Raw genomic sequence first — 23,568 nt, forward strand, 5'->3', positions numbered from 1 at the left:
GCATTCCTCTTGCGGTCCTTTGTCGACGCACCTCAGATGCGCGCATCGATGTCTATGAGACATTTGGCCAAACAAGATGGAGCGAGGCTGACGTGTCGATCAGACAGGCCTTAAGGAATCGCAGATATGAAAAGCCCGCCGCCATGGTGGCGACGGGCTGAAAGGCGAAGTAGCTGGTTGCTTAGCTCGCGGTCGCTAGTTTGTCCTGGGTTTTGGTGTCGAAATCGCTGGCGTCATGGCGTTCCCGCAGCTGTTCGGAAGGGTCGCCGGACATGCGGTTGACCATGCGCCCGCGCTTCACGGCAGGCCGTGCGAAGATTGCCTCGGCCCAGCGCTGAACGTTCTTGTAATCCTGCACTTGAAGGAACTCGGCCGCGCCATACTGCCAGCCCTTCACCAGACCACCATACCAGGGCCAGACAGCGATGTCGGCGATCGTATAGTCCTTACCTCCAAGATATTCGCTATCGGCCAGACGGCGGTCGAGCACGTCGAGTTCGCGCTTCACCTCCATGGCGAAGCGGTCGATCGCATATTCGATTTTCGTGGGGGCATAGGCATAGAAATGGCCGAAGCCACCACCGAGATAGGGAGCGCTCCCCATCTGCCAGAACAGCCAGGACAGGCATTCGGCGCGCGCCGGCTGCTCAGTCGGCAGGAAAGCGCCGAATTTTTCGGCGAGATAGGTCAGGATCGAGCCGGATTCGAAGACCCGGATTGGCGTCGGGCTGCTGCGATCCAGCAGCGCCGGGATCTTGGAGTTTGGATTGACGTCGACGAAACCGCTTCCGAACTGGTCGCCTTCGCCGATCTTGATCAACCAGGCATCATACTCGGCGCCGCTATGGCCGAGAGCCAGCAGCTCCTCGAGCATGATCGTGACCTTCACCCCGTTCGGCGTTCCAAGCGAATAGAGCTGGAGGGGATGGCGGCCGATCGGCAATTCCTTCTCGTGGGTCGGCCCGGCGATCGGACGGTTGATATTGGCAAACTGGCCGCCATTCGCCTTGTTCCAGACCCAGATCTTCGGCGGCGTGTATTCGGCAGAATCGGTCATGCTCAAACTCCTGATTTTCGGCAGATACAATTGCGATGTAACGACCGATCTAGCGCGTTCTCTACTACGCACATAGGGGGCACGATCAATTTTTACGAGAGGGCGGGATCACATTGGCGTCAGGAATTTGGTGCCAGGTTATGGATGACTTCCCAGCCGAGCGGCTGGAGAAATTCAGCCTCGGCCCAGAAACGAAAAAGCCTGCCGCGGGAGGAGGTGCGGCAGGCTTTTCGAAAAGAACCGAACAGCAGCTGGGAGGAGGAGTGCTGCTGTTCCCGCAGGCGACCTTGGGAGGAGGATAAGGCGCCCACATCATCGAAGCTCTGCGGGAGGAGGTGCATCGCTTCGATAAATATGACTATACACTAGATCTGCTTACTTCATAGGCATTTATTTGCAGGGCAGCTATGCGTTATGCGAAAAGCAGGAGGCTTCCAGGCCGCAGATCCCTCACCCGAAGGGCCGAGCTTCACCTAGCGTGCACTCAAAACAAAAGCGCCCGCTCGGGAAGAAGCAGGCGCCAGCAGAATTTTGACTGTAGATCAGCGTTTTACGCTGTTAGCGAACAACGGCCGCACGAGCGACGTTGCGGATTTCGCTACGGCCGATGCCGAGGTCATGCAGTTCGCGCGTGGACATACGGCCCAGTTCGGCGACCGTCTGACGATACTTGAGCCAGTTGTTAAAAGAGCGTGCTACGTTCATGATGATCCCCTTTCCTAGGGTATTCGAAGCTGAGCTGCCGTGCTTGGCGCTCCATCCGCTTCGATGAGAGTGATATAGTGCGAAACCCTCGTTGATTGTATAGACAAGACTTCAGTGCACCCATGCAAACGGCGCATGGGTCACGCAGCATACGACAGGTAGCCCGTCCGCTCTGCCTCCCCTCGCCCGTACAGCGATCTGCGATTTGCTGGTGACAGGGCAATCTTTCTCTGCGAAAACGATAGCGATTGAGAGACAGGGGCGTCCGTCGATGACGGGCTGAGAAGTACCCTTTGAACCTGAACCAGATCATGCTGGCGGAGGGAGTCGCTCGGGGTCCCGGCATGTTGCGTCGTCTCCCTTCGCGTCTCGCCCCGCCCGAAAGGGCGACATGCAAGACCAGACCACTCCAGGCAGTCTATTGACGACCATGCGGGCAAACCCGCCGCTGGTGCAATGCATCACCAACTTCGTCGCGATGAACATCGCCGCGAATGTGATGCTCGCCGCCGGCGCCTCTCCCGCGATGGTGCATGCAGAAGAGGAGGCCGGAGAGTTCGCTGCGATCTCCGGCGCGTTGACGATCAATATCGGTACGCTTTCCAGCGGCTGGCTGGCCGGCATGACATCGGCGGCGCAGGCGGCAAACAAGGCCGGCAAGCCCTGGGTTCTCGATCCCGTCGCACACTATGCCACCGCCTTCAGGCGCAGGGCGGTCGCGCAGTTGCTGGAACTGCATCCGACGATCATCCGGGGCAATGCCTCGGAAATCATTGCGCTTGCCGGCGGCGTCAGCCGAGGCCAGGGCGTGGACAGCCGCGATCCGGTCGAACTGGCCGAGGAAGGCGCGGTCCTGCTTGCCCAAAAACATCGGTCGATCGTTGCCGTCACCGGCGCCACGGATTTCGTCACCGACGGAAACAGGGCCAGCCGCATCGAGGGCGGTTCGCCGCTCATGCCGCAGGTGACCGCGCTCGGTTGCTCGCTCACCTGCCTCGTCGGCGCCTTCGCGGCGACAAGACCGGACCACCCGCTTGCCGCAACCGTCGCAGCACTCGCCACCTTCGCCGTGGCAGGTGAACGAGCAGGCCGCGAAGCCGACGGACCCGGTTCGTTTTCATGGCGCTTCCTCGATGCGCTGGCCGCGCTTGATGAAAAGGCGATCGACAGCGAAGCAAGAGTCATCTCACTATGAAGCAGTTCGATCTCTCCCTCTATCTCGTCCTCGATCCGGTGCTCTGCGCCGGTATCGGCATGGTGGAAACCGCACGCGCCGCCGTTGCCGGCGGTGCCACCATCGTGCAACTGCGCGACAAGCATGCCTCGACCGCAAGCATGATCGAAACCGGCCTTGCGCTGAAGCAGGCACTGGCAGGCACGAGCGCGCGCCTGATCGTCAATGACGATGTCGAGGCGGCAATCGCAATCGAGGCCGACGGCCTGCATATCGGCCAGGACGACATGGACGCCCGCACCGCTCGCCGTCTGATCGGCCCGGATGTGATCCTCGGCCTCTCGGTAGAAACCGAGACACTTGCCGCCGCCATTGACCCCGCCCTCGTAGATTACGCCGGGATCGGTCCGGTTTTCGCGACGCCGACAAAGCCTGACCACAAGCAGCCGATCGGCTTTGCGGGCCTTGCCCGTATGATCGATCTCTGCCCCGTCCCGTCAGTCGCAATTGGCGGCTTGAAGGCCGGGCATGCGGCCGAAGCACTGTTAGCCGGTGCCGACGGCATCGCCGTTGTTTCCGCCATATGCGGCACACTGGATCCACAGGCCGCAGCCACTAAGATCGCCAAAGCCATCAGAGAGGCACGCCAATGATCCGGAACGTTCTTTCCATCGCCGGTTCCGACCCCTCCGGCGGCGCCGGCATCCAGGCGGATCTGAAGGCCTTTTCGGCGCGTGGTGTCTACGGGATGGCGGCGCTGACCGCCCTGACCGCTCAGAACACACAAGGCGTTTCAGGCGTTCATCCCGTCCCGCCGCAATTCGTCGCCGATCAGATCGCGGCGATCTTTGCCGATGTCCGCGTCGACGCCGTCAAGATCGGCATGATCGCGAATGCAGCCATCGCCGAGGCCGTCGTCGACGCACTCGCGCCGCATCGAGACGTTCCGATCATCCTCGACCCGGTGATGATCGCCAAGGGCGGTGCGGCACTGCTTGCCGCCGACGCCGTTGATGTTCTGACCCGGCGGCTGTTGCCACTCGCCACGCTGCTGACGCCCAACCTGCCCGAAGCGGCAGCCCTTCTGCACGAACCGGTTGCTGAAGATCGCGAGGCGATGGCGCGACAGGCGCAAGCTCTGGCAAAGCTCGGCCCTCTGGCCGTTCTGATCAAAGGCGGCCATCTCGATGGCGATGAAAGCCCTGATGTGCTTGCAAGTCCGGAGGGCCTGATCTGGTTTGAAGCCAGCCGCGTTCCGACCAAAAACACGCACGGAACCGGCTGCACCCTGTCCAGCGCCCTGGCCGCCGAACTCGCCAAGGGCGCAGCGCTCACGGAAGCCGTCGCCACCGCCAAGCATTATCTTGCCGGCGCAGTTGCCGCGGCCGGAACGCTCTCGGTTGGCAGCGGCCACGGGCCGGTTCAGCATTTTCATGAACTATGGCTAGACATAGAAGGACGCACAAAATGAGCCTGCCTCTTAACCAGCAAATCGTCATCGTCTCCGGCGCCGGCCGCGGCTTCGGCGCGGCGATCGCGGGCGCCTTTGCCCGCGAAGGCGCGAAGGTCGCCATCAATTATCGCGCCAGCCGCGAGCCTGCCGAGGCACTAGCAGCCCGGCTCGGCGACCACGCCCAAGCGTTCCAGGCGGATATCCGCAGCCTGGACGAAACGAAAAGACTGGTGGAGAAAGTCACGGCGCATTTCGGCGCGCCGACCACCATCGTCCACAATGCGCTTGCTGATTTCAGCTTCAACGGCGACGCCCGTTCGAAGCTCGACGAGTTGAACTGGACGGCCATTGCCGCGCAACTCGACACCGCATTGCAAGGCGCTCTCAATCTTATTCAGGCCGCGCGCCCCTCCATGGCAAAAGCCGGCTTCGGTCGCGTCGTCACCATCGGCACGAACCTCTTCCAGAACCCGGTCGTGCCCTATCACGACTACACCGCCGCCAAAGCCGCCCTGCTCTCGCTGACGCGAACGGCTGCAGCCGAACTCGGGCCGCAGGGCATCACGGTCAACATGGTGTCCGGCGGATTGCTCCGTACCACCGATGCCAGCAGCGCCACGCCAGAGGCCGTGTTCGATCTCATTGCCGCAAACACGCCGCTTCGCCGCGTGACGACACCGGAAGAAGCGGCGGATGCAGTGCTCTTCTTCGCAAGCCCCTGGGCGCGGGCGGTGACCGGTCAGAACCTTATCGTGGATGGCGGGTTGGTCTTCGGGTAGCGTCGCTAAAGCTTCGCTATTACCGTCATCTGCAAGTCATTGCCGCTTTTGCGAAAACGGCAATGACACCACATCAGGCCTTCTTCAGAAACTCGGTTCTGAGAACCAGATCCTTGACTTTCTCAGCCCGGCATTCGATCTCGTCCTCATTGCCGGTGAGACGAATGCCCTTGATCAGCGTGCCGCGCTTCAAGGTCACGGATGTTCCCTTGACCTTCAGATCCTTGATCAGGGTCACACTGTCGCCGTCGGCAAGCAGTGTTCCGTTGCTGTCTCTTACTTCCATCATTCTGGTCCCGTCGCTATGTCTCGTCTGCCGGGCCACATAGCAGGTGGCAAACAGGTCGAATAGCGCAAAAGAGACCGCTTAGCTCCAACCCAAGGCGAACACGCCGAAGAGGATGACGACGCCCAGCACGACGCGGTAGATCACGAACGGCCAGGTGGAGAAGCGCTCGAGGAAGCGCATCAGGCCCCAAATCGCCACGAAGGACGAGACGCAGCCGACGATCAGCCCGACGATCAGCACCGACCATGCCTCCATCGGAATATGCGCCTTATAAAGCGTCAATAGCTCCTTCAGTCCGGCCAAGGCGATTGCCGGCAATCCTAAGAGAAAGGAGAACCGGGCGGCCTCGTCGCGCTTCAAGCCAAGAAACAACGCTCCGGTCAGCGTCGAGCCGGACCGCGATACACCAGGGATGAGGGCACCGACCTGGGTAATGCCGACGAACAACGCATCGAGCAAAGTCATCTGCTCCATGTCTTTCCTGTGCCGGCTGTAAAGTTCGGCTGCCGCCAAAAGAAGGCCCATGACGAGGCAGGCGATGCCGATGACCCAGAGGCTGCGAAGGGAGGTGCCGCAGGCGTTCAGGGACGACGATAGCAGCAAGCCGGCGATGCCGATCGGGATCGTCGCGATGATGATGGCAATCGCAAGCCGTATCGCGGGTGACCGCCAATCCCTCTGCCGGATCGCTTCGACAGATCCGAAGGCAACATAGCGAACGTCACTCCAGAAGTAGGAGATGATCGCGGCGAGTGCTGCGAGCTGCATCGCCGCAGAAAATGCCGAACCCGGATCCTGCCAACCGAGCAGAGCCGGCACAAGCCGCATGTGGGCAGTGGAGGAAACCGGCAGCAGCTCGGTCAGACCTTGCACAACACCAAGCAGTGCGATCTTGGCGTAGCCCAGGGCAACAAAACCCGTATCCACACCCTGCGTACAAACATCAGCCACGTATCAACATCCTCGGTTATTCGTTCGGACCTGATGGCCCGAACGGCGCACTATATCCATGCTGCAAGTCAGCATCGTTGATAGTTATTGGGGCGGCGTTCATGACATATCCGCCCCGATCTCATATTGGGATGGAAGCCGAAGATCGGGCAACGGCTCCAGTCGATTGTGACGAAGCTGCGCTCCGGCGGTTCTTTGGACCCTATTCGTCTTCGTCAGGCAAAGCCTGCATGTAACGAATCACGCCGTAGAAGGCGCCGAAAACAAAGAGCGCTCCGACAACGTGGTAGATGTCGTGCTTTGCTGTGTGGTGATGCCTCATCAAAAGGTTCAGCACATTGTACGACACGATGGCAATTGCCGTCATGATCGGCGCCACGACGAGCGCCATGTTCCGATGAATGAATCTAACCATCACGCACCTCTTTCTCCGATGTCTAGGCAGCCGGACTTACGAGGTATGATATGAAAATGAACCGGCGCTGAAAAACGAGCATCGGACAGGGCGCAATGCGAAAGGAAGAAGCATCCGCTATTTGCTGTAGAGCGCCCGCGACCTTTCCAGATGCTTCATCACGGCCGCTTCGGCGCCATCGGCGTCATGGATGGAAAGTTGCTCCAGTATCTCTTCATGTTCGGCGAGCGTGAATTTTTCCTTGCCCGTCCAGATGAGTAGATCCGTATGATAGGTCTTGAGCCAGGCCAGCATCGCCTCGCTGACAGCGGCGAAGATCGGGTTTCCGGAAATCTGCGCGATGCGGGTGTGAAACTGCATGTCGGCCGAAATAAACTCCTCGGCATGCCCCAAGGACTGGCGCTGCCGTTCGATGATATCCTTGAGATCGGCGATATCTTTTTCAGTCGCGCGCTGAGCGGCCTCGCGGGCCATGCCGCGTTCGAAGAATATACGGGCGCTCTTCAGATGCTCGAGAGAGTCCGAAGACTGCGACAGCATGATCTTCGCGGTCAGATCCACCTGCCGGAAAATCGATTTCGCGGTAAGCTGAAGCACCTTCGCCCGTTCACCATGCGAGATGTTCACCAATCCCATATTGGCGAGAGACTGCATCGCCTCGCGGATCGCCGGGCGACCGACGCCGAAGCGTTCCATCAGCACGCGCTCCGACGGCATTTCATCGCCGGGCTTGAGTTCTCCCGATGTAATCAACCGCTCTAGCCGGTCGAATACCTCGTCAGACAGCTTCCGACGGACGATCTGTTCGATTGGTTGGCTCATGACATCTCGCTGGCTCAAAGCTTTCCTCCCTTATGCAATGTCAAATGGAGTCGAGAAAGCCCGTTCAGAACGGCAGACCGCTCCTAAACAAAAAAATCGTTGCACAAGTTGGAATACTCATTATACCAGATCACAAGTTGACGCCACGACAAAATCGTTGGCGAGAGGAGCAGCCGGCACTTCATGAGCATAACCATCACCTACCGCATCGAAACGCCGGGCAGCATCGAGGCCATGGCCGACAAGATTGCCAGCGACCAGTCGACGGGCACCTTTGTGCCGGTTCCAGGCGAGACGGAAGAGCTGAAATCGCGGGTGGCGGCAAGGGTCCTGGGCATCCGCCAGCTTGAGGATGCGAAACGACCGACCTGGCCTGAGGTCGCCGAGGGCCACGGCCCGCTTCGCCGCGCCGATGTCGACATCGCCTTTCCGCTCGATGCGATCGGCACCGATCTCTCGGCGCTGATGACGATCGCGATCGGCGGTGTTTTTTCGATCAAGGGCATGACCGGCATCCGCATCGTCGACATGAAGCTGCCGGAGGCTTTTCGCGGCGCGCATCCCGGCCCGCAATTTGGTGTCGCCGGCAGCAAGCGTCTGACCGGGGTCGAGGGACGCCCGATCATCGGCACGATCGTCAAGCCGGCGCTCGGCCTTCGCCCAGCCGAAACCGCCGAACTGGTCGGCGAACTCATCAGCTCCGGCGTCGATTTCATCAAGGACGACGAAAAGCTCATGAGCCCGGCGTACTCGCCCCTCAAGGAGCGTGTCGCCGCGATCATGCCGAAAATCCTCAATCATGAGCAGAAGACCGGCAAGAAGGTCATGTATGCCTTTGGCATTTCGCATGCCGATCCCGACGAGATGATGCGCAATCACGACCTCGTGCTGGAAGCCGGCGGCAATTGCGCCGTCGTCAACATCAATTCCATCGGCTTCGGCGGCATGAGTTTTCTTCGCAAGCGCTCGGGCCTGGTCCTGCATGCCCATCGCAACGGCTGGGATGTCCTGACACGCGATCCGGGTGCGGGCTTGGATTTCAAGGTCTACCAACAATTCTGGCGGCTGCTCGGCGTCGATCAATTCCAGATCAACGGCATCCGCGTCAAATATTGGGAGCCGGACGAAAGCTTCGTTGAATCCTTCAAGGCCGTCAGCACGCCGCTATTCGATCCATCCGATTGCCCTCTTCCCGTCGCCGGTTCCGGCCAGTGGGGTGGTCAGGCACCGGAGACCTATCAACGGACCGGCAGGACCACGGACCTGCTCTATCTTTGCGGGGGCGGTATCGTCAGCCATCCCTCCGGACCGGCCGCCGGCGTGCGTGCTGTCCAGCAAGCCTGGGAGGCAGCAGTCGCCGATATCCCGCTTGCAGACTATGCCAAAGATCATCCGGAGCTCGCCGCATCAATCGCAAAGTTCAGCGACGGCAAGGGCGCGTAGGGACGATGAGCAATCTTCTTCTCAGCTATTACGGCGACGATTTCACCGGTTCGACCGACGTGATGGAAGCCCTGGCATCGAACGGGGTTCCGACCGTGCTCTTTCTGGGTATTCCCAGCGCCGATATGCTGGACCGCTTCCGGGAATGCCGGGCGATCGGTATTGCCGGGACAAGCCGCAGCGAAACCCCGGAATGGATGCAGCAGCATCTTACCCCGACATTCGAGTGGCTGAAGGACCTCGGGGCGGCAATATGCCATTACAAGGTCTGCTCTACGTTCGATTCCAGCCCGCGGATCGGCAATATCGGCAAGGCAATCGAGATCGGCAAGGAGCTGTTTGAGCAGCCCTTCGTGCCGGTTGTGGTGGGTGCGCCACAGCTCAAGCGTTACACCGCATTCGGTCATCTCTTTGCGGCCTATCAGGGCCAGGTCTTCCGCATCGACCGCCATCCGGTCATGAGCCGCCATCCGGTCACGCCGATGGATGAAGCCGATCTGGCGCTGCATCTCGGCAAGCAGACATCCCTGCCCGTCAGCCTCGCCGATCTAGTGACGGTGTCGGCTGATAATGCCGACCAGCAACTCGATGCACTCGCTGCCAAGGCCTCCGGCATCCTGTTCATGGATGTCGATAGTCAAGAAACGCAGGCCGCTGCGGGAAGGCAGCTTTGGCGTCTGAAGGCTGACAACGGCTTCTTCGTCGCCGGCTCCTCCGGCGTGGAATATGCGCTACTCAACGCGTGGCGCGATAAGGGCCTGATCGATGAACGGCCCGAATTTGCCCTGCCGGGTAAGGTCGGACGCCTCGCCGTGGTGTCTGGCAGCGTTTCTCCGACGACTGAACGACAGATACGACGCGCTATGGCCGACGGCTTCGACGGCGTCGATGTCGATCCACTGGCGCTGGTTGGCGAAAGCGCCGATCGTGCGATCGAAGATGCGATCGGCACCGGCATCGCCAGCCTGAAGGCGGGCCGCAGCGTCATCCTGCATACGGCGCTCGGCCCCTCGGCCGATCGCGGCGGCGACATCGATCGCGTTCCCGGCGCCCGGCATCGGCTAGGACAGGCTCTCGGCATCATCCTGCGCCGTATTATCGAGGAAGAACGACTCCCCCGTGCGGTCATTGCCGGCGGCGACACGTCGAGCCACGCCCTGAAGGAACTGCGCGTGGAAGCCCTGACGACGCTGCTCCCGCTGCCGCAGACCCCGGGGTCGCCGCTTTGCCTTGCCCATGGCGGCTACACACCGACCAACGGATTGCAGATCGCGCTGAAGGGCGGCCAGGTCGGCACCGACGATTATTTCTCCCAAATTCGAGACGGACGAAAAGCCTAGTAAACACTAGATATCGCCGTCCGTATATTGGGATGATCATTGACTCATCATACCACTTGCGATACCACGATTTGAAAATGGACGAGGTAGAAAACATGACTGTAATTGCTCTTTTCGGCGCCGGCGGAAAAATGGGATATCGGCTTGCCAAGAACCTGAAAGGTTCACGCTTCGATGTCCGTCATGTCGAAGTCAGTGACGCTGGTAAGGCGCGGTTGAAGAACGATCTCGATCTGTCCTGTGTGCCGGCGGATGAGGCACTCAACGACGCCGAAGTCGTCATTCTCGCCGTTCCGGACACCGCCATCGGCAAGGTTGCCGCTGGGATCGTCGACAAGTTGAAGCCGGGAACAATGGTTGTGGCGCTCGATGCCGCCGCTCCCTTCGCAGGCCATCTGCCGCAGCGCGATAATCTCACCTATTTTGTCACCCATCCCTGCCATCCTCCTATTTTCAATGATGAAACCGAGATGCAGGCGAAGAAGGACCATTTCGGTGGTCTGTTTGCCAAGCAGCATATCGTTTCCGCGCTGATGCAGGGACCGGAAAGCGCCTATGCGCTCGGCGAGGAGATCGCCAAGGTCATCTGGGCGCCGGTCATGCGGTCGCACCGGGTCACGGTTGAGCAGATGGCGATGCTCGAGCCAGGTCTGTCGGAAACCGTCTGCGCGTCGCTGCTGGTCGTGATGCGCCAGGCCATGGACGAATGCGTTGCGCGCGGCGTTCCGGAAGAAGCTGCCCGCGACTTCCTGCTCGGTCACATGAACGTTCTCGGCGCCGTCATCTTCAAGGAAGTCGACGGCGTGTTTTCGGACGCCTGCAACAAGGCCATCGAATTCGGCATTCCGGCGCTGATGCGCGACGATTGGAAAAATGTTTTTGAGCCGAAGGAAATCGCAGCCAGCATCCAGCGCATTACCTGAGGAGATCCTGGGGAGGGCTTGTCCTCCCCTTTCTGCCCTGCTGGGAACAGGGCTTGTTTCATAACTGGGAGGAAACCATGAAACTGACACGCAGACTGACACTTGCGGCCTTTGCAAGCGTTCTTGCCCTGGGCACGGCCGCACCTGCCTTCTCGGCGGATCTAATCGCCATCATCACGCCGGCCTTCGACAATCCCTTCTTCAAGGCTGAGTCCGTCGGCGCCGAAGCCAAGGCGAAGGAGTTGGGTTACGACACGCTCGTCATGTCGCATGACGATGATGCCAACAAGCAGTCCGAAATGATCGACACGGCCATCGGCCGCGGCGCCAAGGCCATCATTCTCGACAATGCCGGCGCCGATGCGACCGTTGCCGCCATCAAGAAGGCCAAGGATGCCGGCATTCCCTCCTTCCTCATCGACCGCGAAATCAATGTCACCGGTATCGCCGTCGCGCAGATCGTTTCCAACAACTACCAGGGCGCACAGCTCGGCGCGCAGGAGTTCGTCAAGCTGATGGGCGAGAAGGGTAATTACGCCGAACTCGTCGGTCGCGAAGCCGATACCAATGCCGGTATCCGCTCGCAGGGCTATCATGATGTCATCGACGACTACCCGGACCTGAAGCTGGTCGCCAAACAATCGGCGAACTGGAGCCAGACCGAAGCCTACGCCAAGATGGAAACCATCCTGCAGGCGAACCCGGATATTAAGGGCGTGATCTCGGGCAACGACACCATGGCGATGGGCGCGATCGCTGCTCTTCAGGCCGCCGGCCGCAAGGACGTGATCGTCGTCGGCTTCGATGGCTCCAACGACGTGCGCGACTCGATCAAGGCGGGCGGCATCAAGGCGACTGTGATGCAGCCGGCCTATGCCCAGGCCCAGATCGCGGTAGTGCAGGCCGACGCCTACATCAAGAACAAGACGGTCCCGAAGGACGAGAAGCAATTGATGGATTGCGTCCTCATCAATGCGGATAATGCCGACAAGCTTGAGACCTTCGCGCTGAAAAACTAACGGCGGACCGAGCACCACGGAGAGCGTGGGAAACCCACGCTCTCCGGATATGTTTCCTGAGAGATAGAGGTGCATTGCATGTTGAGGATCAGAGGCGCGGTCGTGGCCGTCATGCTGGTCGCAGCGCTGCCTGGCTGCAAGATTATTAAAACGCCGACACCTGAAGAAAAGGCGGCGGAAGCGGCAAAGACCGCTTTCGATCCCGCGACCAAGGTCGAGGCGATCTGGCAGTCGCAAGTGCTTCCCGACCTTGAGAAGCGCACGGGCGACTTCAAGACGGTGTTGCAGGCGGTCGCATCGAACCCGGACGAGGCCGGCGCGAAATACGGAAATCCGCGCAAGCAGACCTCATCGCCCTGGACCTACGCGGTCAAACTCAGCGGCAAGATCGTCGCCGCGGATACGGCCTCTCGCGCCGGAACCCTCGACGTTGATGTGGACGGCGACGGCAAGGCGGACGCGAAGGTGCAGATCGGCCCGGCAATCCGTGGCACGGCGTTGCGCGACGCGCTGGATTTCCTCGATTTCAACGAATTCAGAAACCAGATCGAATGGGCGCAGTTCGGCAAGGCGTTCAACGAGAAGGCAAACACCTCCTTCCTCGCGGCCCTGCCGCGCGATGGCCTCGTGGGCAAGACCGTCACAGTGACTGGTGCCTATCCGCTGCCCGCATCCGGCCAGCTTCCCCTGATTACCCCCTCGGCGCTGGCGTTGGGACAATGAGCATGGGCGACACGACAGAGGACGACATCATCCTTCGCCTGGAAGACGTATCGAAGGTCTATTCCGGCATTGTCGCGGTCAAGCGCGCCAATCTCGAGCTGCGGCGCGGCGCGGTCAATGTGCTGGTCGGTGAAAACGGCGCCGGCAAATCAACGCTGATGAAGATCATCGCCGGCGTCGAACGGCCGACCCTCGGACGCATCATTCTCGAAGGCGAAGCCGTTCATTTCGACAGCCCGGCCGACGCACAGGCTCGCGGCATCGGCATGATTTTCCAGGAGCTCAACCTCTTTGCCAACATGTCGGTCGCCGAAAACATTTTTGCGACGCGCGAGATTACGCACGGCATCTTCGGGATCGACCACAAGGCGCAGGTCACCAAGGCCAATGAATTCCTGAAGAGGCTGGACGCGGGCATCAACGCTGAGACCATGATCGAGGATCTGCCGATCGGGCAGCAGCAGCTTGTCGAAATCGCCAAGGCGATCTCGCTCAACGCCCGCATCCTGATCATGGACGAGCCGACTTCAGCACTGTCTGCGGCGGAAGTCGACATTCTCTTCAAGGTGATCGCCGAGCTGAAGGCGCAAGGTGTGGCGATCGTCTATATCTCGCACCGGCTGGAAGAGCTAATGCGGATCGGCGATTACATCACCGTCCTGCGCGATGGGCAGATCACCGGCCAGGCGATGGTTCGCGATATCGATACGAAATGGATCGTTCGGTCGATGATCGGATCGGATGCCAAGGACTTTGCCAAGGACGGTGGGCATGCGATCGGCAAGGAAGCCTTCCGCGCCGAGGAGATCAGCCTGCCGCGCTCGACGGGCGGCCTTGCCGTCGACCATGTCTCGCTTTCTGTACGTGCAGGAGAGATTTTCGGCATCTATGGCTTGATGGGGGCCGGCCGCAGCGAATTCTTCGAATGCGTCATGGGTCGGCACATGCATTCGACCGGCAAGATCTTCATCGACGGCGTCGAGGTTCGCGAACGCGACACCACCCGCCGGATCCGGCGCGGTCTGGCGCTGATACCGGAGGACCGACAGCGCGAGGGACTGGTGCAGGTGCTATCCATCGCCAGTAATCTGACGCTCGCAAGTCTCGGGCGCTTCGCTCGCTTCTTTCACATCGATGCCGGTGCCGAAAAGCAGGCCACGCGCGACATGATCCGTGATCTCTCCATCAAGGCGCCCAACCCGGATTTCGAGGTGACGTCGATGTCCGGCGGCAACCAACAGAAAGTCGTCATCGGCAAGGCGCTAATGACCGACCCCAAGGTTCTTCTGATGGATGAGCCGAGCCGGGGCATCGACGTCGGTGCCAAGGCCGATGTCTTCCGCACCATGCGCCGGCTTGCCGGCAAGGGTCTGGCAATCCTGTTTTCGACATCGGACCTTGAAGAGGTCATGGCGCTTTCCGACCGCATCGCAGTGCTCAGCAACGGCAAGCTGGTCGCCGTCTTCGACAGGAGCGACGCCACGGAAGAAGCCATCATCGCCGCTTCGGCCAAGGGACACGGACATACAAGGGAACTCGCGTCATGACGGCAGATACCTCCACTTCTTTTGCGGCCAAACGGTCGAACGGCTCTGCGCTCCTGACGTTGATGAAGCTCAGAACCTTCATCGCGCTCTTTGCCGTCATCATCTTCTTCGCCATCTTCGCGCCGAACTTCACCTCGACCGCCAACATGATCCTGATGTCGAAGCACGTCGCGCTCAACGCTTTCCTGGCGATGGGCATGACCTTTGTCATTATCACCGGCGGTATCGACCTCTCGGTCGGCTCCATCGTCGGCCTGTGCGGCATGGTGGCGGGCGCCCTCATCCTCAACGGCGTCGCGTTGCCGATCGGATATACTGTCTATTTCAACATATACGAGATCATCCTGATCACCCTCGCCGTCGGGCTCTTGATCGGGCTGATCAACGGGCTGCTCATCACCAAGCTGAACGTCGCGCCCTTCATCGCCACGCTCGGAACGCTCTACGTCGCTCGCGGTCTTGCGCTGCTGTCCTCGGACGGTCAGACCTTTCCGAACCTGGTCGGCAGGCCGGAATTCGACACCACCGGCTTCGATGTCTTCGGCGCAGGCAGGCTGCTCGGCCTTCCCGTTTCCATCTGGATCCTCATCTTTCTCGCGCTGATCGCCGCCTATGTTTCCCGCTCGACGCCGATCGGCCGGCACATCTTCGCCGTCGGCGGCAATGAGCGCGCGGCGCGCATGTCGGGTATCCGCGTCGATGTCGTGAAGATCTTCGTCTATATGTTCTCAGGCCTCTGCGCGGCGATCGTCGGCATCATCATTTCGTCGGAGCTGATGGCCGCGCATCCGGCGACCGGTGAGAGCTTCGAACTCAACGCCATCGCCGCCGCCGTCCTTGGGGGCACCTCGATGTCGGGCGGACGCGGGACGATCGGCGGCACGATCATCGGCGCATTCGTCATCGGCATCCTGTCCGACGGGCTGGTTATGATGGGCGTCTCGTCCTTCTGGCAGATGGTCATCAAGGGGCTGGTCATCATCATCGCCGTGGTCGTCGACCAGGCGCAGCGCCGTCTGCAACAGCGCGTGACGCTCATGCAAATGGCAAAGGCAGGCTAACATGGGGGAATTCAAGGGAGCGCTCATCGGCTGCGGCTTCTTCGCGGTCAACCAGATGCATGCGTGGAAGGACGTCAATGGCGCGGATATAATCGCGATTTGCGACCGCGATCCGGAGCGGCTGAAGATCGTCGGCGACCAGTTCGGCATTGAGCGCCGGTATAGCGATGCGGCAGCACTTTTCGCCGACGGTGGCTTCGATTTCGTCGATATAGCCACAACGGTTCAAAGCCACCGTGCACTGGTGGAAATGGCAGCGGCCCACAAAGTCCGGGCCATCTGCCAGAAGCCGTTTGCGAAGACCTTGAGCGATGCCAAAGCAATGGTCCGCACATGCGAAAACGCTGGCATACCTCTGATGGTGCACGAAAATTTCCGCTGGCAGACGCCGATACAGGCGGTGAAAAACGTCCTGCAATCAGGCGCCATCGGCGAACCGTTCTGGGGCCGCTTTTCCTTCCGCTCCGGCTTCGATGTCTTCTCCGGCCAGCCTTACCTTGCCGAAGGTGAACGCTTCATCATCGAGGATCTCGGCATCCACACGCTAGATATCGCCCGCTTCATTCTTGGCGACGTTGCGACGCTCACCGCCCGCACCAAACGGGTCAATCCGAAGATCAAGGGCGAGGATGTCGCAACCATCCTGCTCGACCACCAGAACGGCGCGACATCGATCGTCGATGTCAGCTATGCGACCAAACTCGGAACGGAGCCCTTTCCCGAGACGCTGATCGAGATCGATGGCACGCAAGGAACGATCCGCCTCTCGCAAGGCTATCGTCTCGAGGTGACCGGCCCGAACGGCACGACGGTCTCCGATGCTTCGCCGCGGCTTCTTTCCTGGGCGTCTCGCCCATGGCACAACATCCAGGAAAGCGTGCTGGCGATCCAGCAGCACTGGACGGACCGGCTCGCGTCCGGCGCCGAAACCTCGACCTCCGGTGCGGATAATTTGAAGACCTTCGCCCTCGTCGAAGCCGCCTATCAGAGCGCGACCGAAGGGAGGACTGTCGACATCGGAGCGATGCTGCGATGACGACCGAGGTCGATCCTTTTGTGCTTTACGGCACGCAAGAAACCGAAATCCCGCCGGTACGGCTGACCGCTGGCCGGCTTGCCGTCGACTTCAAGGATGGCAATCTCCGCACGATCACCTATGACGGAACCGAGGTGCTGCGGGCGGTCTCCTATCTGGTGCGGGACCGCGATTGGGGCACCTATGCACCATCCATAGCGAACCTCAAAATCGATCAAGGCAATGATGCCTTTTCCCTAAGTTACGTCGCGCATTGCACCGCACCCGACGGAACCACGCTTGAAATCCATGTGCAGATCTCCACTGAAGCCGGAACCACTGTGACCTTTGATGCGGAAGCAATCTCCAAAACCGGCTTTGAGACCAATCGCTGCGGCTTCTGCATCCTTCATCCGATTGTCGGCGTCGCCGGCACACCGGTCTCGGTCGAACATGTCGACGGCCATCGCGAAGATACCCATTTTCCCGATCTCATCGAGCCATGGCAGCCGTTCAAGGATATGCGCGCGATCACGCATAGCGTCATGCCGCAGGTCACGGCGGAATGCGGGATGGAAGGCGACATCTTCGAGATGGAAGACCAGCGCAACTGGTCGGATGCCTCCTACAAGACCTATGTCCGTCCTCTCGCTTTGCCCTGGCCCTACGAAATACCGACAGGACAGCCCGTCCAGCAGCGGGTCGTTCTTAGCATCGACGACAAACGGGAGACACTGAACGCTCCCCCATCCTTCTCGCCAAACAGCCAAGCCGTCACGATCACGGAAGGGACCAAGAGTGGGACAATGCCGGCGATCGGTCTCGTGATCACGCCCGAGGAGGCCGAGGCGACGCTTGCGGCGCGCGATGTCCTGGCAGAGATCAGGCCACAGGAACTGCAGTTTCATTTCGATCCGAATGCCGGCCATGGCGCGGACGCGTTCAGAGCGTTCAGCACCATTGACGCGCTCAATGCCGGAACCTCGACGCTGGAAATAGCTCTGCCGTGCAAGCAATCGCCGCTCGCGGAGACGATGGAGATTGCCGCCTCGATGCAAGCCGCCGGCTTCAAACCGGATGCGATCGTCATCTCCCCCTCCGTAGATCGACAATCAACCCCTCCCGGCAGCCGATGGCCCGAATGCCCACCGCTTGAAGAGGTCTATGCAGCGGCCCGCGCTGCCTTTCCGGGCATTCGCCTCGGCGGCGGCATGCTCAGCTATTTCACCGAACTCAACCGCAAGCGCGTTCCGTCCGGACCGCTCGACTTCATCACCCATTGCACCAACCCGATCGTGCACGCCGCCGATGATCTGAGCGTTATGCAGACGCTGGAAGCGCTGCCGTTCATCACGCGCTCCGTTCGTGCTATTTACAGCGACAAGCCCTATCGCATCGGCCCCTCCACCATTCCCATGCGTCAGAACCCCTATGGCAGCCGGACGATGGACAATCCCACTGGCAACCGTATTGCGATGGCCAACACGGATCCCCGGCACAATGGCCGTTTCGCTGAAGCCTTCGCGCTCGGCTATGCGGCGAAGGTGCTCGATGCCGACCTGGAATGCCTCACTCTTTCGGCGCTAACGGGACTGTTCGGCGTGATCGCCGGCAGGGATGAACCGTCTCCAGCCGGCGGCAGACGCCCGATCTTCAACACGATTGCCATGTTGTCCCGCCTCGCACGCAGTCCATGGCGGGAATGCATCTCATCCGACCCAGCGGCGATCCTCGCTTTCATCGCTGCGCCAGCGCATAAGGCGCCGCAATTGCTGCTGGTGAATGTGACGCACACGCCGCAGCAAGTCGATCTCAGCTCATTCCGCACAGCCGATAAACTGACGGACAAGCTTCTCAGTCTTGAACCCTATGCAGTCAGTTCGATCGCTTTGGCGGATTGACCTAGCCCGCGAGACGCGCATCTTAGTCTTCAGAATCGCAATGCTCGGGAGGACTGGCGTGAAGACGAAGAAGCTTATCAATGACGGCGCGGCGGCCGTGGACGAAATGCTGGCCGGCGTGCTGGCCGCCCATCCCAACCACCTTCGCGCCATTGACGGATCGCCGCGGTCGATCGTGGCAAAGCACGGCCCGCGCGCGGGCAAGGTCGGCCTTGTCATCGGCGGCGGTTCCGGCCACGAGCCGAGCTTCCTGGGTTTCGTCGGCAAGGGGCTCGCGGATGCGGCTGCTGTCGGAAATGTCTTTGCCTCACCACCGCCGGACCCGATCATCGAATGCGCCAAGGCCGTCAACAATGGCGCCGGCGTCCTCTTCGCCTATGGCAATTATGCCGGCGATGTCATGAACTTCGACATGGCGGCCGAGATGCTTACCATGGATGACATCGAAGTCCGTACCGTGTTGACGACCGACGACGTCGCCTCCGCCTCCATCGACCAACGGGACTGCCGGCGCGGCGTCGCCGGGAATGTCTTCGTCTTCAAGGCTGCCGGTGCGGCCTGCGATCTGATGTACAGCCTGGACGAGGTGGAACGGGTCGCACGATGGGCGAATGACCGCACCTATACGATGGGCGTCGCACTCTCGCCCTGCTCGCTGCCGCAGACGCTGAAGCCGAACTTCCAGCTCGGCGACGACGAGATGGAGATCGGCATGGGCATTCACGGCGAGCCCGGCGTTGCCCGTGGTCCGCTCAAGCCTGCCGATGACGTGACCACCGAACTGCTCGATAGGATCCTCGGCGAGATGAAGCCCAAGCGGAGTGACCGCGTGGCGGTGCTCATCAATTCGCTCGGCTCAACGCCGCTGATGGAACTCTACATCATCATGCGCAAGGTCAAGATGACGCTCGATGCGCTGGGCGTGGAGATCCACCTGTCGCTGGTTGGCAATTATTGCACGTCGCTGGAAATGGCCGGCGCCTCGATCACGCTGATGCATCTAGATGACGAATTGCAGCGGCTGATCGATCATCCCTGCGATTGCGCGATGTTCCGTTCCGGCGAGGCACTCTAATGACGACGATCACGGCCGACGATCTGAAATCTCTCATCTCCCTCATCGCGGAGGCGATGACGCGTGAAAGAGACCGGCTTTGCGAGCTTGACGGCGTGATCGGCGATGCCGATCACGGGATCGCCATGGAGCTGGGCTTTTCGGCAGCCGCGAAGGCGACAGCGGAGTTGGATTCGGCAACGACCGACCCCACCCTCGTCTTCAACACGGCAGCCAAGGCTTTCCTGAACGCGGTCGGCGCCTCCTCAGGCCCGCTCTACGCAACCGGCCTGATGCGCGCGGGTGCCGCGGTTAAAGGCAAGCCATCGCTCACCGCCGACGACATGGTCGCTGCATTCGCGGCGATTGCCAAGGGGATCCAGGATCGCGGCAAGGCCGAGGTTGGGGAGAAGACCATGGTCGACGTCTGGGCACCCGCCGCCGCTGCCTGCCAGGCTGCGCGGGAGCAGGGAATGCCACTCGAAGAATGCTTTTCCGCAGCGCTCGCCGCAGCTCAGACCAGCATGGAAGCAACGAAGGATATGATCGCCACGAAGGGGCGCTCTTCCAGGCTTGGCGAGCGCGCCCTGGGTCACATCGACCCTGGAGCCGCCTCGGCAACTGTCGTCGTTGCATGCTTCCACGCCTTCTTCTTGCCTTAATGATGATGAGCTCATCATACCAGTTGACATGTATCTGGTGATTTGCCAAAACCGCCCTCAGCATTCTTCAGAGGAGGACGGAAAAATGCGTATCAACTCCAAATATGCGAGAGGTTTTGGCGCGGCCGCGATTGTTGCGACTGCCCTGACGGCGACCGGTGCGAAAGCGCAGGACCTGACGCTGTGGACACTCAATTTCGATAATGGTGGCGCCAATACCGCGCTGAAGAAGGTGGCGACCGACTTCGAGGCCGCAAACCCGGGAACGCATATCGAAATCGTCCAGCGTGGCGTTGATGAACACAAGACCGCTCTTCGCGTGGCAGCGGGCTCCAGCAAGGGTCCCGATATCTATTTCAGCTGGGCCGGGCTTGGTCTTGGCGGCGAATATGTGAAAGCCGGCCTGTCGCTGCCGCTGGACAAATATTACACGCAATACAAATGGAGCGATGAACTCCTCCCCTCGGCGGCCGCTTTCGCCGACCTTTATCCGGGCGGCAAGCATGGCGTCCCCTTCACCTTCAAGGGTGAGGCGGTCTATTACAACAAGAAGCTGTTCCAGCAGGCCGGCATCACCGAAGAGCCGAAAACCTACGAGGATTTCCTTGCAGATGCCGAGAAGCTGAAGGCTGCCGGAATTCCAGCCTTCACCTTTGGCGGCTCGGTCAACTGGCACGTCATGCGGCTGATGGACGTCATCCTTGAGACCAAATGCGGTGCCGACAAGCACGACGCGCTTATGGCGATGAAGGTGGACTGGACGAAAGAGCCTTGCGCGACGGACGCCTTCACCGAATTCGCAAAGTGGACCAAGAACTACACGCTTCAGCCCTTCATGGGGATCAGCAATCAGCAATCCTACAGCCTGTTCGTTGCGGGTCGCGCGGCGATGATGCTGGAGGGGGATTGGCTCGTCGGCCAGTTGAGCGGCAGCGGCGCAAACCTCGACGATTACGGGATTTTCCCGTTCCCGACGAACACCAACCGCCTTTATGGCTTCGCCGAATACAACTATGTGAGCACCAAGAGCAAAGATCCTGATCTTGCTGCGAAATTCCTGGATTACTTCCTGTCAACCAAGGTCCAGCAGGATCTGGTCGGGCAGATCAGCTCGATCTCGGTCAACAAGAACGTCCAATACACCGATCAGAAGCCGCTTGAAGCCAAATGGCTGGATATCTTCAAGACCTACGGCAAGGTCTACATGAACGGCGATCAGGCGTTTCCGCTTGATGTCACAACCGAATATTTCCGCGTGATCAATGACGTCGCGTCCGGAAACATCGAGCCTGCAGACGCCGCAAAGCAGCTACAGACCTTCATCGCAGGCCGGACCTGAGTCCTCCCAGGACGCTGACCGGTCCCGATTGTCCATCGGGGCCGGTTGTTGCCCGAGCCCCAAAAAAGCCCACGCGCCAGCCACCTGTCGCCCGGAGCAGATGAAAATGTCATTGCGAAACCGAACACATGACCCCCGCGTGCAGGCATTCCTGTTGCTCGCCCCGGCACTAGCGATCTACGCGATCTTCGCGCTGTATCCGATGGTCAATGTCGCGATATTGAGCTTCCAGAAGTGGAACGGGCTCGACCCTCAGCGCCCCTTCGTCGGCCTTGCGAACTATCAATACATCTTCACGCGCGATCCCGTCTTCTGGGTCGCCTTCAAGAATACGGTCATCTGGACCATCATGTGCCTGGTGTTCCCGCCAATGGTGGGGCTGCTCCTGGCATTGAGCCTCAATCAGAAGCTCTTCGGCCGCAACACGTTCCGCGCCATCTTCTACCTGCCGGTCATCATCGCCCCCATTGCCGTCGCGACGATGTGGAAATGGATGTACGATCCGTTCTTCGGCCTCTTCAGCGAGATGCTGACATCCATGGGCCTGCAGAGCTGGATCAAGGACTGGCTCGGCGACCGGAACATCGCGCTCTATTCCGTCTTCGTCGCCTATCTCTGGCAGTCGGTCGGCTTCTCCATGGTCCTTTTCCTCGCCGGACTGCAGAATGTTTCGCAGTCACTGGTCGAGGCTGCCCGGATCGACGGCGCCGGACGCTGGGCCGTCTTCAAACACGTCACCTTCCCTGCCCTTCGCACGACCATCACGATCGTACTCGTGCTGTCGATCATTTCGTCGCTTAAGGCCTTCGACATCGTCTATGGCCTCACCGGCGGCGGACCGGCGCAATCCACGCAGATGCTGGCGCTCTGGGCCTTCACGCAGGCGATGCAGATCTTCGATTTCGGCCGTGGCGCGGCAATCTCGGTCGTCCTGCTGCTGATTACCATCGCCATTGTCGTTCCCTACCTGCGATGGACTCAGAAGCATGAGGAGACCGAGCAATGACCGTCGCACCTGCCGAATCCATTGCTGTTACCTTCGACACGGCCACCATCGGAAAACCAAGACGGGATCCGATCCTGATCGGGCTCTGGATCGCACTCATCGTCGTCGCGCTGATCTGGGTCGCACCCTTCGTGTTCATCGTCTTCACATCGTTGAAGACGAAGGCCGATGTTACTGGCACCGGCGCCTTCATGCCGCCCGCCCATCTCGCCCTCGAGAATTATAGCAACGCCTGGAGCCGTGGCAATTTCGCCAACGCATTCTTCAACAGCGCCATCATCACGGTCATCAAGGTTCCGCTGGGGCTGGCGCTTTCAGCGATGGCGGCCTATGCGCTCGCAAAGATACCGTTGAAGACCGGCAAGGCATTGCTGCTTCTCGTCGTGTTCGGCACGATGATCCCGTTTCAGGTCATGCTGGCGCCGCTGTTTACGCTCGTCAACTCGCTGGGGCTGATCGACACCTATCCCGGTGTCATCCTGCCCTACATCGCCTTCGGCGTGCCCTATCAGGTCTTCATCCTGCACGGCTTCTTCAAGGGCATTCCGAAGGAGCTGTCCGAAGCCGCCCTGATCGATGGCGCGAGCCACTTCACCATCTTCCGCCGAATATTCCTGCCGGTCTGCCTGCCAGTGCTCGCCGCGCTGCTGATCCTGGATTTCGTGTCCACCTGGAACGAGTTCGCCATGGCGCTGGTACTTCTTCAGGACCAGCATATGTGGACGCTGCCGCTGGGGCTGATGTCCTTCCAGGGGCAATTTTCCAACGATTACGGACAGCTCAATGCAGCGATCGTCATGACCGTCCTGCCGGCAACGCTCGTCTACCTCATCTTCCAGCGATACTTCGTCTCCGGCCTCACCTCCGGCGCCGTCAAGGGCTGAGCCCCA

General features: G+C 60.3%; 24 protein-coding genes and 1 riboswitch. Of the genes, 18 read left to right on the forward strand and 6 right to left on the reverse strand.

Annotated elements, in window-relative coordinates:
* Positions 1–181: 181 nt before the first annotated feature.
* Positions 182–1,057: a glutathione-dependent disulfide-bond oxidoreductase gene (gene yghU / locus AC1RO0_RS10880; protein WP_498592899.1), complete on the reverse strand. Its 876-nt coding sequence runs from the start codon at positions 1,055–1,057 to the stop codon at positions 182–184.
* A 558-nt stretch (positions 1,058–1,615) separates the two neighbouring features.
* Complete coding sequence (locus AC1RO0_RS10885) at positions 1,616–1,762, reverse strand: DUF1127 domain-containing protein (RefSeq protein ID WP_007697761.1); 147 nt, start codon at positions 1,760–1,762, stop codon at positions 1,616–1,618.
* Between the two features lie 247 nt (positions 1,763–2,009).
* A riboswitch (TPP riboswitch) is annotated at positions 2,010–2,105 on the forward strand.
* Positions 2,106–2,153: 48 nt separating this feature from the next.
* Here AC1RO0_RS10885 and thiM point away from each other — a divergent pair.
* Genes thiM through AC1RO0_RS10905 form a run of 4 tightly spaced genes read left to right on the forward strand, consistent with a single transcriptional unit; the run spans position 2,154 to position 5,168 of the window.
* The gene (thiM, locus tag AC1RO0_RS10890) at positions 2,154–2,957 is read left to right on the forward strand and encodes a hydroxyethylthiazole kinase (RefSeq protein WP_498592900.1); all 804 of its coding nucleotides are present in this window, start codon (positions 2,154–2,156) and stop codon (positions 2,955–2,957) included.
* Positions 2,954–3,589, forward strand: coding sequence for a thiamine phosphate synthase (gene thiE / locus AC1RO0_RS10895; protein WP_498592901.1), 636 nt, complete (start codon positions 2,954–2,956; stop codon positions 3,587–3,589). Before thiM ends, thiE begins: the two co-directional genes overlap by 4 nt.
* The gene (gene thiD / locus AC1RO0_RS10900) at positions 3,586–4,407 is read left to right on the forward strand and encodes a bifunctional hydroxymethylpyrimidine kinase/phosphomethylpyrimidine kinase (RefSeq protein ID WP_498592902.1); all 822 of its coding nucleotides are present in this window, start codon (positions 3,586–3,588) and stop codon (positions 4,405–4,407) included. Before thiE ends, thiD begins: the two co-directional genes overlap by 4 nt.
* Complete coding sequence (locus AC1RO0_RS10905; protein WP_498592903.1) at positions 4,404–5,168, forward strand: 3-oxoacyl-ACP reductase; 765 nt, start codon at positions 4,404–4,406, stop codon at positions 5,166–5,168. The genes thiD and AC1RO0_RS10905 overlap by 4 nt, the downstream gene beginning before the upstream one ends.
* Before the next feature lie 73 nt (positions 5,169–5,241).
* On the opposite strand, the gene AC1RO0_RS10910 is transcribed toward AC1RO0_RS10905, so the two are convergent.
* From AC1RO0_RS10910 to AC1RO0_RS10925, 4 genes are all read right to left on the reverse strand, one after another.
* A complete protein-coding gene (locus AC1RO0_RS10910; protein ID WP_498593366.1) occupies positions 5,242–5,454 on the reverse strand; it encodes an alkylphosphonate utilization protein in 213 nt (70 codons plus the stop codon).
* A gap of 81 nt (positions 5,455–5,535) precedes the next feature.
* On the reverse strand, positions 5,536–6,408 hold the full coding sequence (locus tag AC1RO0_RS10915; RefSeq protein WP_498592904.1) for an undecaprenyl-diphosphate phosphatase: 873 nt from the start codon (positions 6,406–6,408) through the stop codon (positions 5,536–5,538).
* A 202-nt stretch (positions 6,409–6,610) separates the two neighbouring features.
* Positions 6,611–6,823 carry a hypothetical protein gene (locus AC1RO0_RS10920; RefSeq protein ID WP_153364177.1) on the reverse strand — a complete coding sequence of 71 codons (213 nt, stop codon included), beginning with the start codon at positions 6,821–6,823 and terminating at the stop codon, positions 6,611–6,613.
* 117 nt (positions 6,824–6,940) lie between these two features.
* Positions 6,941–7,645: a transcriptional regulator NanR gene (locus AC1RO0_RS10925; protein ID WP_498592905.1), complete on the reverse strand. Its 705-nt coding sequence runs from the start codon at positions 7,643–7,645 to the stop codon at positions 6,941–6,943.
* A gap of 183 nt (positions 7,646–7,828) precedes the next feature.
* Between AC1RO0_RS10925 and oiaX the strand changes: the two genes are divergently transcribed.
* The 14 genes from oiaX (at position 7,829) to AC1RO0_RS10995 (ending at position 23,562) form a co-directional block, all read left to right on the forward strand.
* Positions 7,829–9,088, forward strand: coding sequence for a 3-oxo-isoapionate-4-phosphate decarboxylase OiaX (gene oiaX / locus AC1RO0_RS10930; protein WP_498592906.1), 1,260 nt, complete (start codon positions 7,829–7,831; stop codon positions 9,086–9,088).
* 5 nt (positions 9,089–9,093) lie between these two features.
* Complete coding sequence (locus tag AC1RO0_RS10935; RefSeq protein ID WP_498592907.1) at positions 9,094–10,428, forward strand: four-carbon acid sugar kinase family protein; 1,335 nt, start codon at positions 9,094–9,096, stop codon at positions 10,426–10,428.
* Between the two features lie 95 nt (positions 10,429–10,523).
* Positions 10,524–11,351 (forward strand): phosphogluconate dehydrogenase C-terminal domain-containing protein, encoded by an 828-nt coding sequence (locus AC1RO0_RS10940; RefSeq protein ID WP_498592908.1) that lies wholly within the window; start codon positions 10,524–10,526, stop codon positions 11,349–11,351.
* Between the two features lie 77 nt (positions 11,352–11,428).
* Positions 11,429–12,370, forward strand: a complete 942-nt coding sequence (locus AC1RO0_RS10945; protein ID WP_498592909.1) for a D-ribose ABC transporter substrate-binding protein — start codon at positions 11,429–11,431, stop codon at positions 12,368–12,370.
* 78 nt (positions 12,371–12,448) lie between these two features.
* Positions 12,449–13,093 (forward strand): DUF2291 family protein, encoded by a 645-nt coding sequence (locus AC1RO0_RS10950; protein WP_498592910.1) that lies wholly within the window; start codon positions 12,449–12,451, stop codon positions 13,091–13,093.
* Positions 13,090–14,640 carry a sugar ABC transporter ATP-binding protein gene (locus AC1RO0_RS10955; protein WP_498592911.1) on the forward strand — a complete coding sequence of 517 codons (1,551 nt, stop codon included), beginning with the start codon at positions 13,090–13,092 and terminating at the stop codon, positions 14,638–14,640. The genes AC1RO0_RS10950 and AC1RO0_RS10955 overlap by 4 nt, the downstream gene beginning before the upstream one ends.
* On the forward strand, positions 14,637–15,701 hold the full coding sequence (locus tag AC1RO0_RS10960) for an ABC transporter permease (RefSeq protein WP_007697701.1): 1,065 nt from the start codon (positions 14,637–14,639) through the stop codon (positions 15,699–15,701). The genes AC1RO0_RS10955 and AC1RO0_RS10960 overlap by 4 nt, the downstream gene beginning before the upstream one ends.
* A gap of 1 nt (position 15,702) precedes the next feature.
* Complete coding sequence (locus AC1RO0_RS10965) at positions 15,703–16,737, forward strand: Gfo/Idh/MocA family protein (protein WP_498592912.1); 1,035 nt, start codon at positions 15,703–15,705, stop codon at positions 16,735–16,737.
* Entirely contained in the window at positions 16,734–18,617 is a 1,884-nt protein-coding gene (gene apnL / locus AC1RO0_RS10970; protein WP_498592913.1) for a D-apionate lactonase, read from the forward strand. Before AC1RO0_RS10965 ends, apnL begins: the two co-directional genes overlap by 4 nt.
* 58 nt (positions 18,618–18,675) lie before the next feature.
* Complete coding sequence (locus tag AC1RO0_RS10975; RefSeq protein ID WP_498592914.1) at positions 18,676–19,692, forward strand: dihydroxyacetone kinase subunit DhaK; 1,017 nt, start codon at positions 18,676–18,678, stop codon at positions 19,690–19,692.
* Complete coding sequence (dhaL, locus tag AC1RO0_RS10980; protein ID WP_498592915.1) at positions 19,692–20,333, forward strand: dihydroxyacetone kinase subunit DhaL; 642 nt, start codon at positions 19,692–19,694, stop codon at positions 20,331–20,333. The genes AC1RO0_RS10975 and dhaL overlap by 1 nt, the downstream gene beginning before the upstream one ends.
* An 85-nt stretch (positions 20,334–20,418) precedes the next feature.
* A complete protein-coding gene (locus AC1RO0_RS10985) occupies positions 20,419–21,672 on the forward strand; it encodes an ABC transporter substrate-binding protein (RefSeq protein ID WP_498592916.1) in 1,254 nt (417 codons plus the stop codon).
* A 106-nt stretch (positions 21,673–21,778) separates the two neighbouring features.
* Entirely contained in the window at positions 21,779–22,678 is a 900-nt protein-coding gene (locus AC1RO0_RS10990; RefSeq protein WP_498592917.1) for a carbohydrate ABC transporter permease, read from the forward strand.
* Entirely contained in the window at positions 22,675–23,562 is an 888-nt protein-coding gene (locus tag AC1RO0_RS10995) for a carbohydrate ABC transporter permease (RefSeq protein ID WP_498592918.1), read from the forward strand. Before AC1RO0_RS10990 ends, AC1RO0_RS10995 begins: the two co-directional genes overlap by 4 nt.
* The last annotated feature ends 6 nt before the right edge of the window (positions 23,563–23,568 follow it).

The organism is Rhizobium sp. GW821-FHT14E12 (genome assembly GCF_058803745.1).

Bases quoted from the DNA above. Each gene is read 5' to 3' on its own strand.
- AC1RO0_RS10885 (WP_007697761.1), bottom strand. From the start codon at position 1,762: ATGAACGTAGCACGCTCTTTTAACAACTGGCTCAAGTATCGTCAGACG.
- thiE (WP_498592901.1), top strand. From the start codon at position 2,954: ATGAAGCAGTTCGATCTCTCCCTCTATCTCGTCCTCGATCCGGTGCTC.
- AC1RO0_RS10955 (WP_498592911.1), top strand. From the start codon at position 13,090: ATGAGCATGGGCGACACGACAGAGGACGACATCATCCTTCGCCTGGAA.
- oiaX (WP_498592906.1), top strand. From the start codon at position 7,829: ATGAGCATAACCATCACCTACCGCATCGAAACGCCGGGCAGCATCGAG.
- AC1RO0_RS10990 (WP_498592917.1), top strand. From the start codon at position 21,779: ATGTCATTGCGAAACCGAACACATGACCCCCGCGTGCAGGCATTCCTG.
- AC1RO0_RS10920 (WP_153364177.1), bottom strand. From the start codon at position 6,823: ATGGTTAGATTCATTCATCGGAACATGGCGCTCGTCGTGGCGCCGATC.
- AC1RO0_RS10940 (WP_498592908.1), top strand. From the start codon at position 10,524: ATGACTGTAATTGCTCTTTTCGGCGCCGGCGGAAAAATGGGATATCGG.
- thiM (WP_498592900.1), top strand. From the start codon at position 2,154: ATGCAAGACCAGACCACTCCAGGCAGTCTATTGACGACCATGCGGGCA.
- AC1RO0_RS10965 (WP_498592912.1), top strand. From the start codon at position 15,703: ATGGGGGAATTCAAGGGAGCGCTCATCGGCTGCGGCTTCTTCGCGGTC.
- dhaL (WP_498592915.1), top strand. From the start codon at position 19,692: ATGACGACGATCACGGCCGACGATCTGAAATCTCTCATCTCCCTCATC.
- AC1RO0_RS10950 (WP_498592910.1), top strand. From the start codon at position 12,449: ATGTTGAGGATCAGAGGCGCGGTCGTGGCCGTCATGCTGGTCGCAGCG.
- apnL (WP_498592913.1), top strand. From the start codon at position 16,734: ATGACGACCGAGGTCGATCCTTTTGTGCTTTACGGCACGCAAGAAACC.
- AC1RO0_RS10925 (WP_498592905.1), bottom strand. From the start codon at position 7,645: ATGAGCCAACCAATCGAACAGATCGTCCGTCGGAAGCTGTCTGACGAG.
- AC1RO0_RS10935 (WP_498592907.1), top strand. From the start codon at position 9,094: ATGAGCAATCTTCTTCTCAGCTATTACGGCGACGATTTCACCGGTTCG.
- AC1RO0_RS10945 (WP_498592909.1), top strand. From the start codon at position 11,429: ATGAAACTGACACGCAGACTGACACTTGCGGCCTTTGCAAGCGTTCTT.
- AC1RO0_RS10960 (WP_007697701.1), top strand. From the start codon at position 14,637: ATGACGGCAGATACCTCCACTTCTTTTGCGGCCAAACGGTCGAACGGC.
- thiD (WP_498592902.1), top strand. From the start codon at position 3,586: ATGATCCGGAACGTTCTTTCCATCGCCGGTTCCGACCCCTCCGGCGGC.
- AC1RO0_RS10905 (WP_498592903.1), top strand. From the start codon at position 4,404: ATGAGCCTGCCTCTTAACCAGCAAATCGTCATCGTCTCCGGCGCCGGC.
- AC1RO0_RS10995 (WP_498592918.1), top strand. From the start codon at position 22,675: ATGACCGTCGCACCTGCCGAATCCATTGCTGTTACCTTCGACACGGCC.
- yghU (WP_498592899.1), bottom strand. From the start codon at position 1,057: ATGACCGATTCTGCCGAATACACGCCGCCGAAGATCTGGGTCTGGAAC.
- AC1RO0_RS10985 (WP_498592916.1), top strand. From the start codon at position 20,419: ATGCGTATCAACTCCAAATATGCGAGAGGTTTTGGCGCGGCCGCGATT.
- AC1RO0_RS10910 (WP_498593366.1), bottom strand. From the start codon at position 5,454: ATGGAAGTAAGAGACAGCAACGGAACACTGCTTGCCGACGGCGACAGT.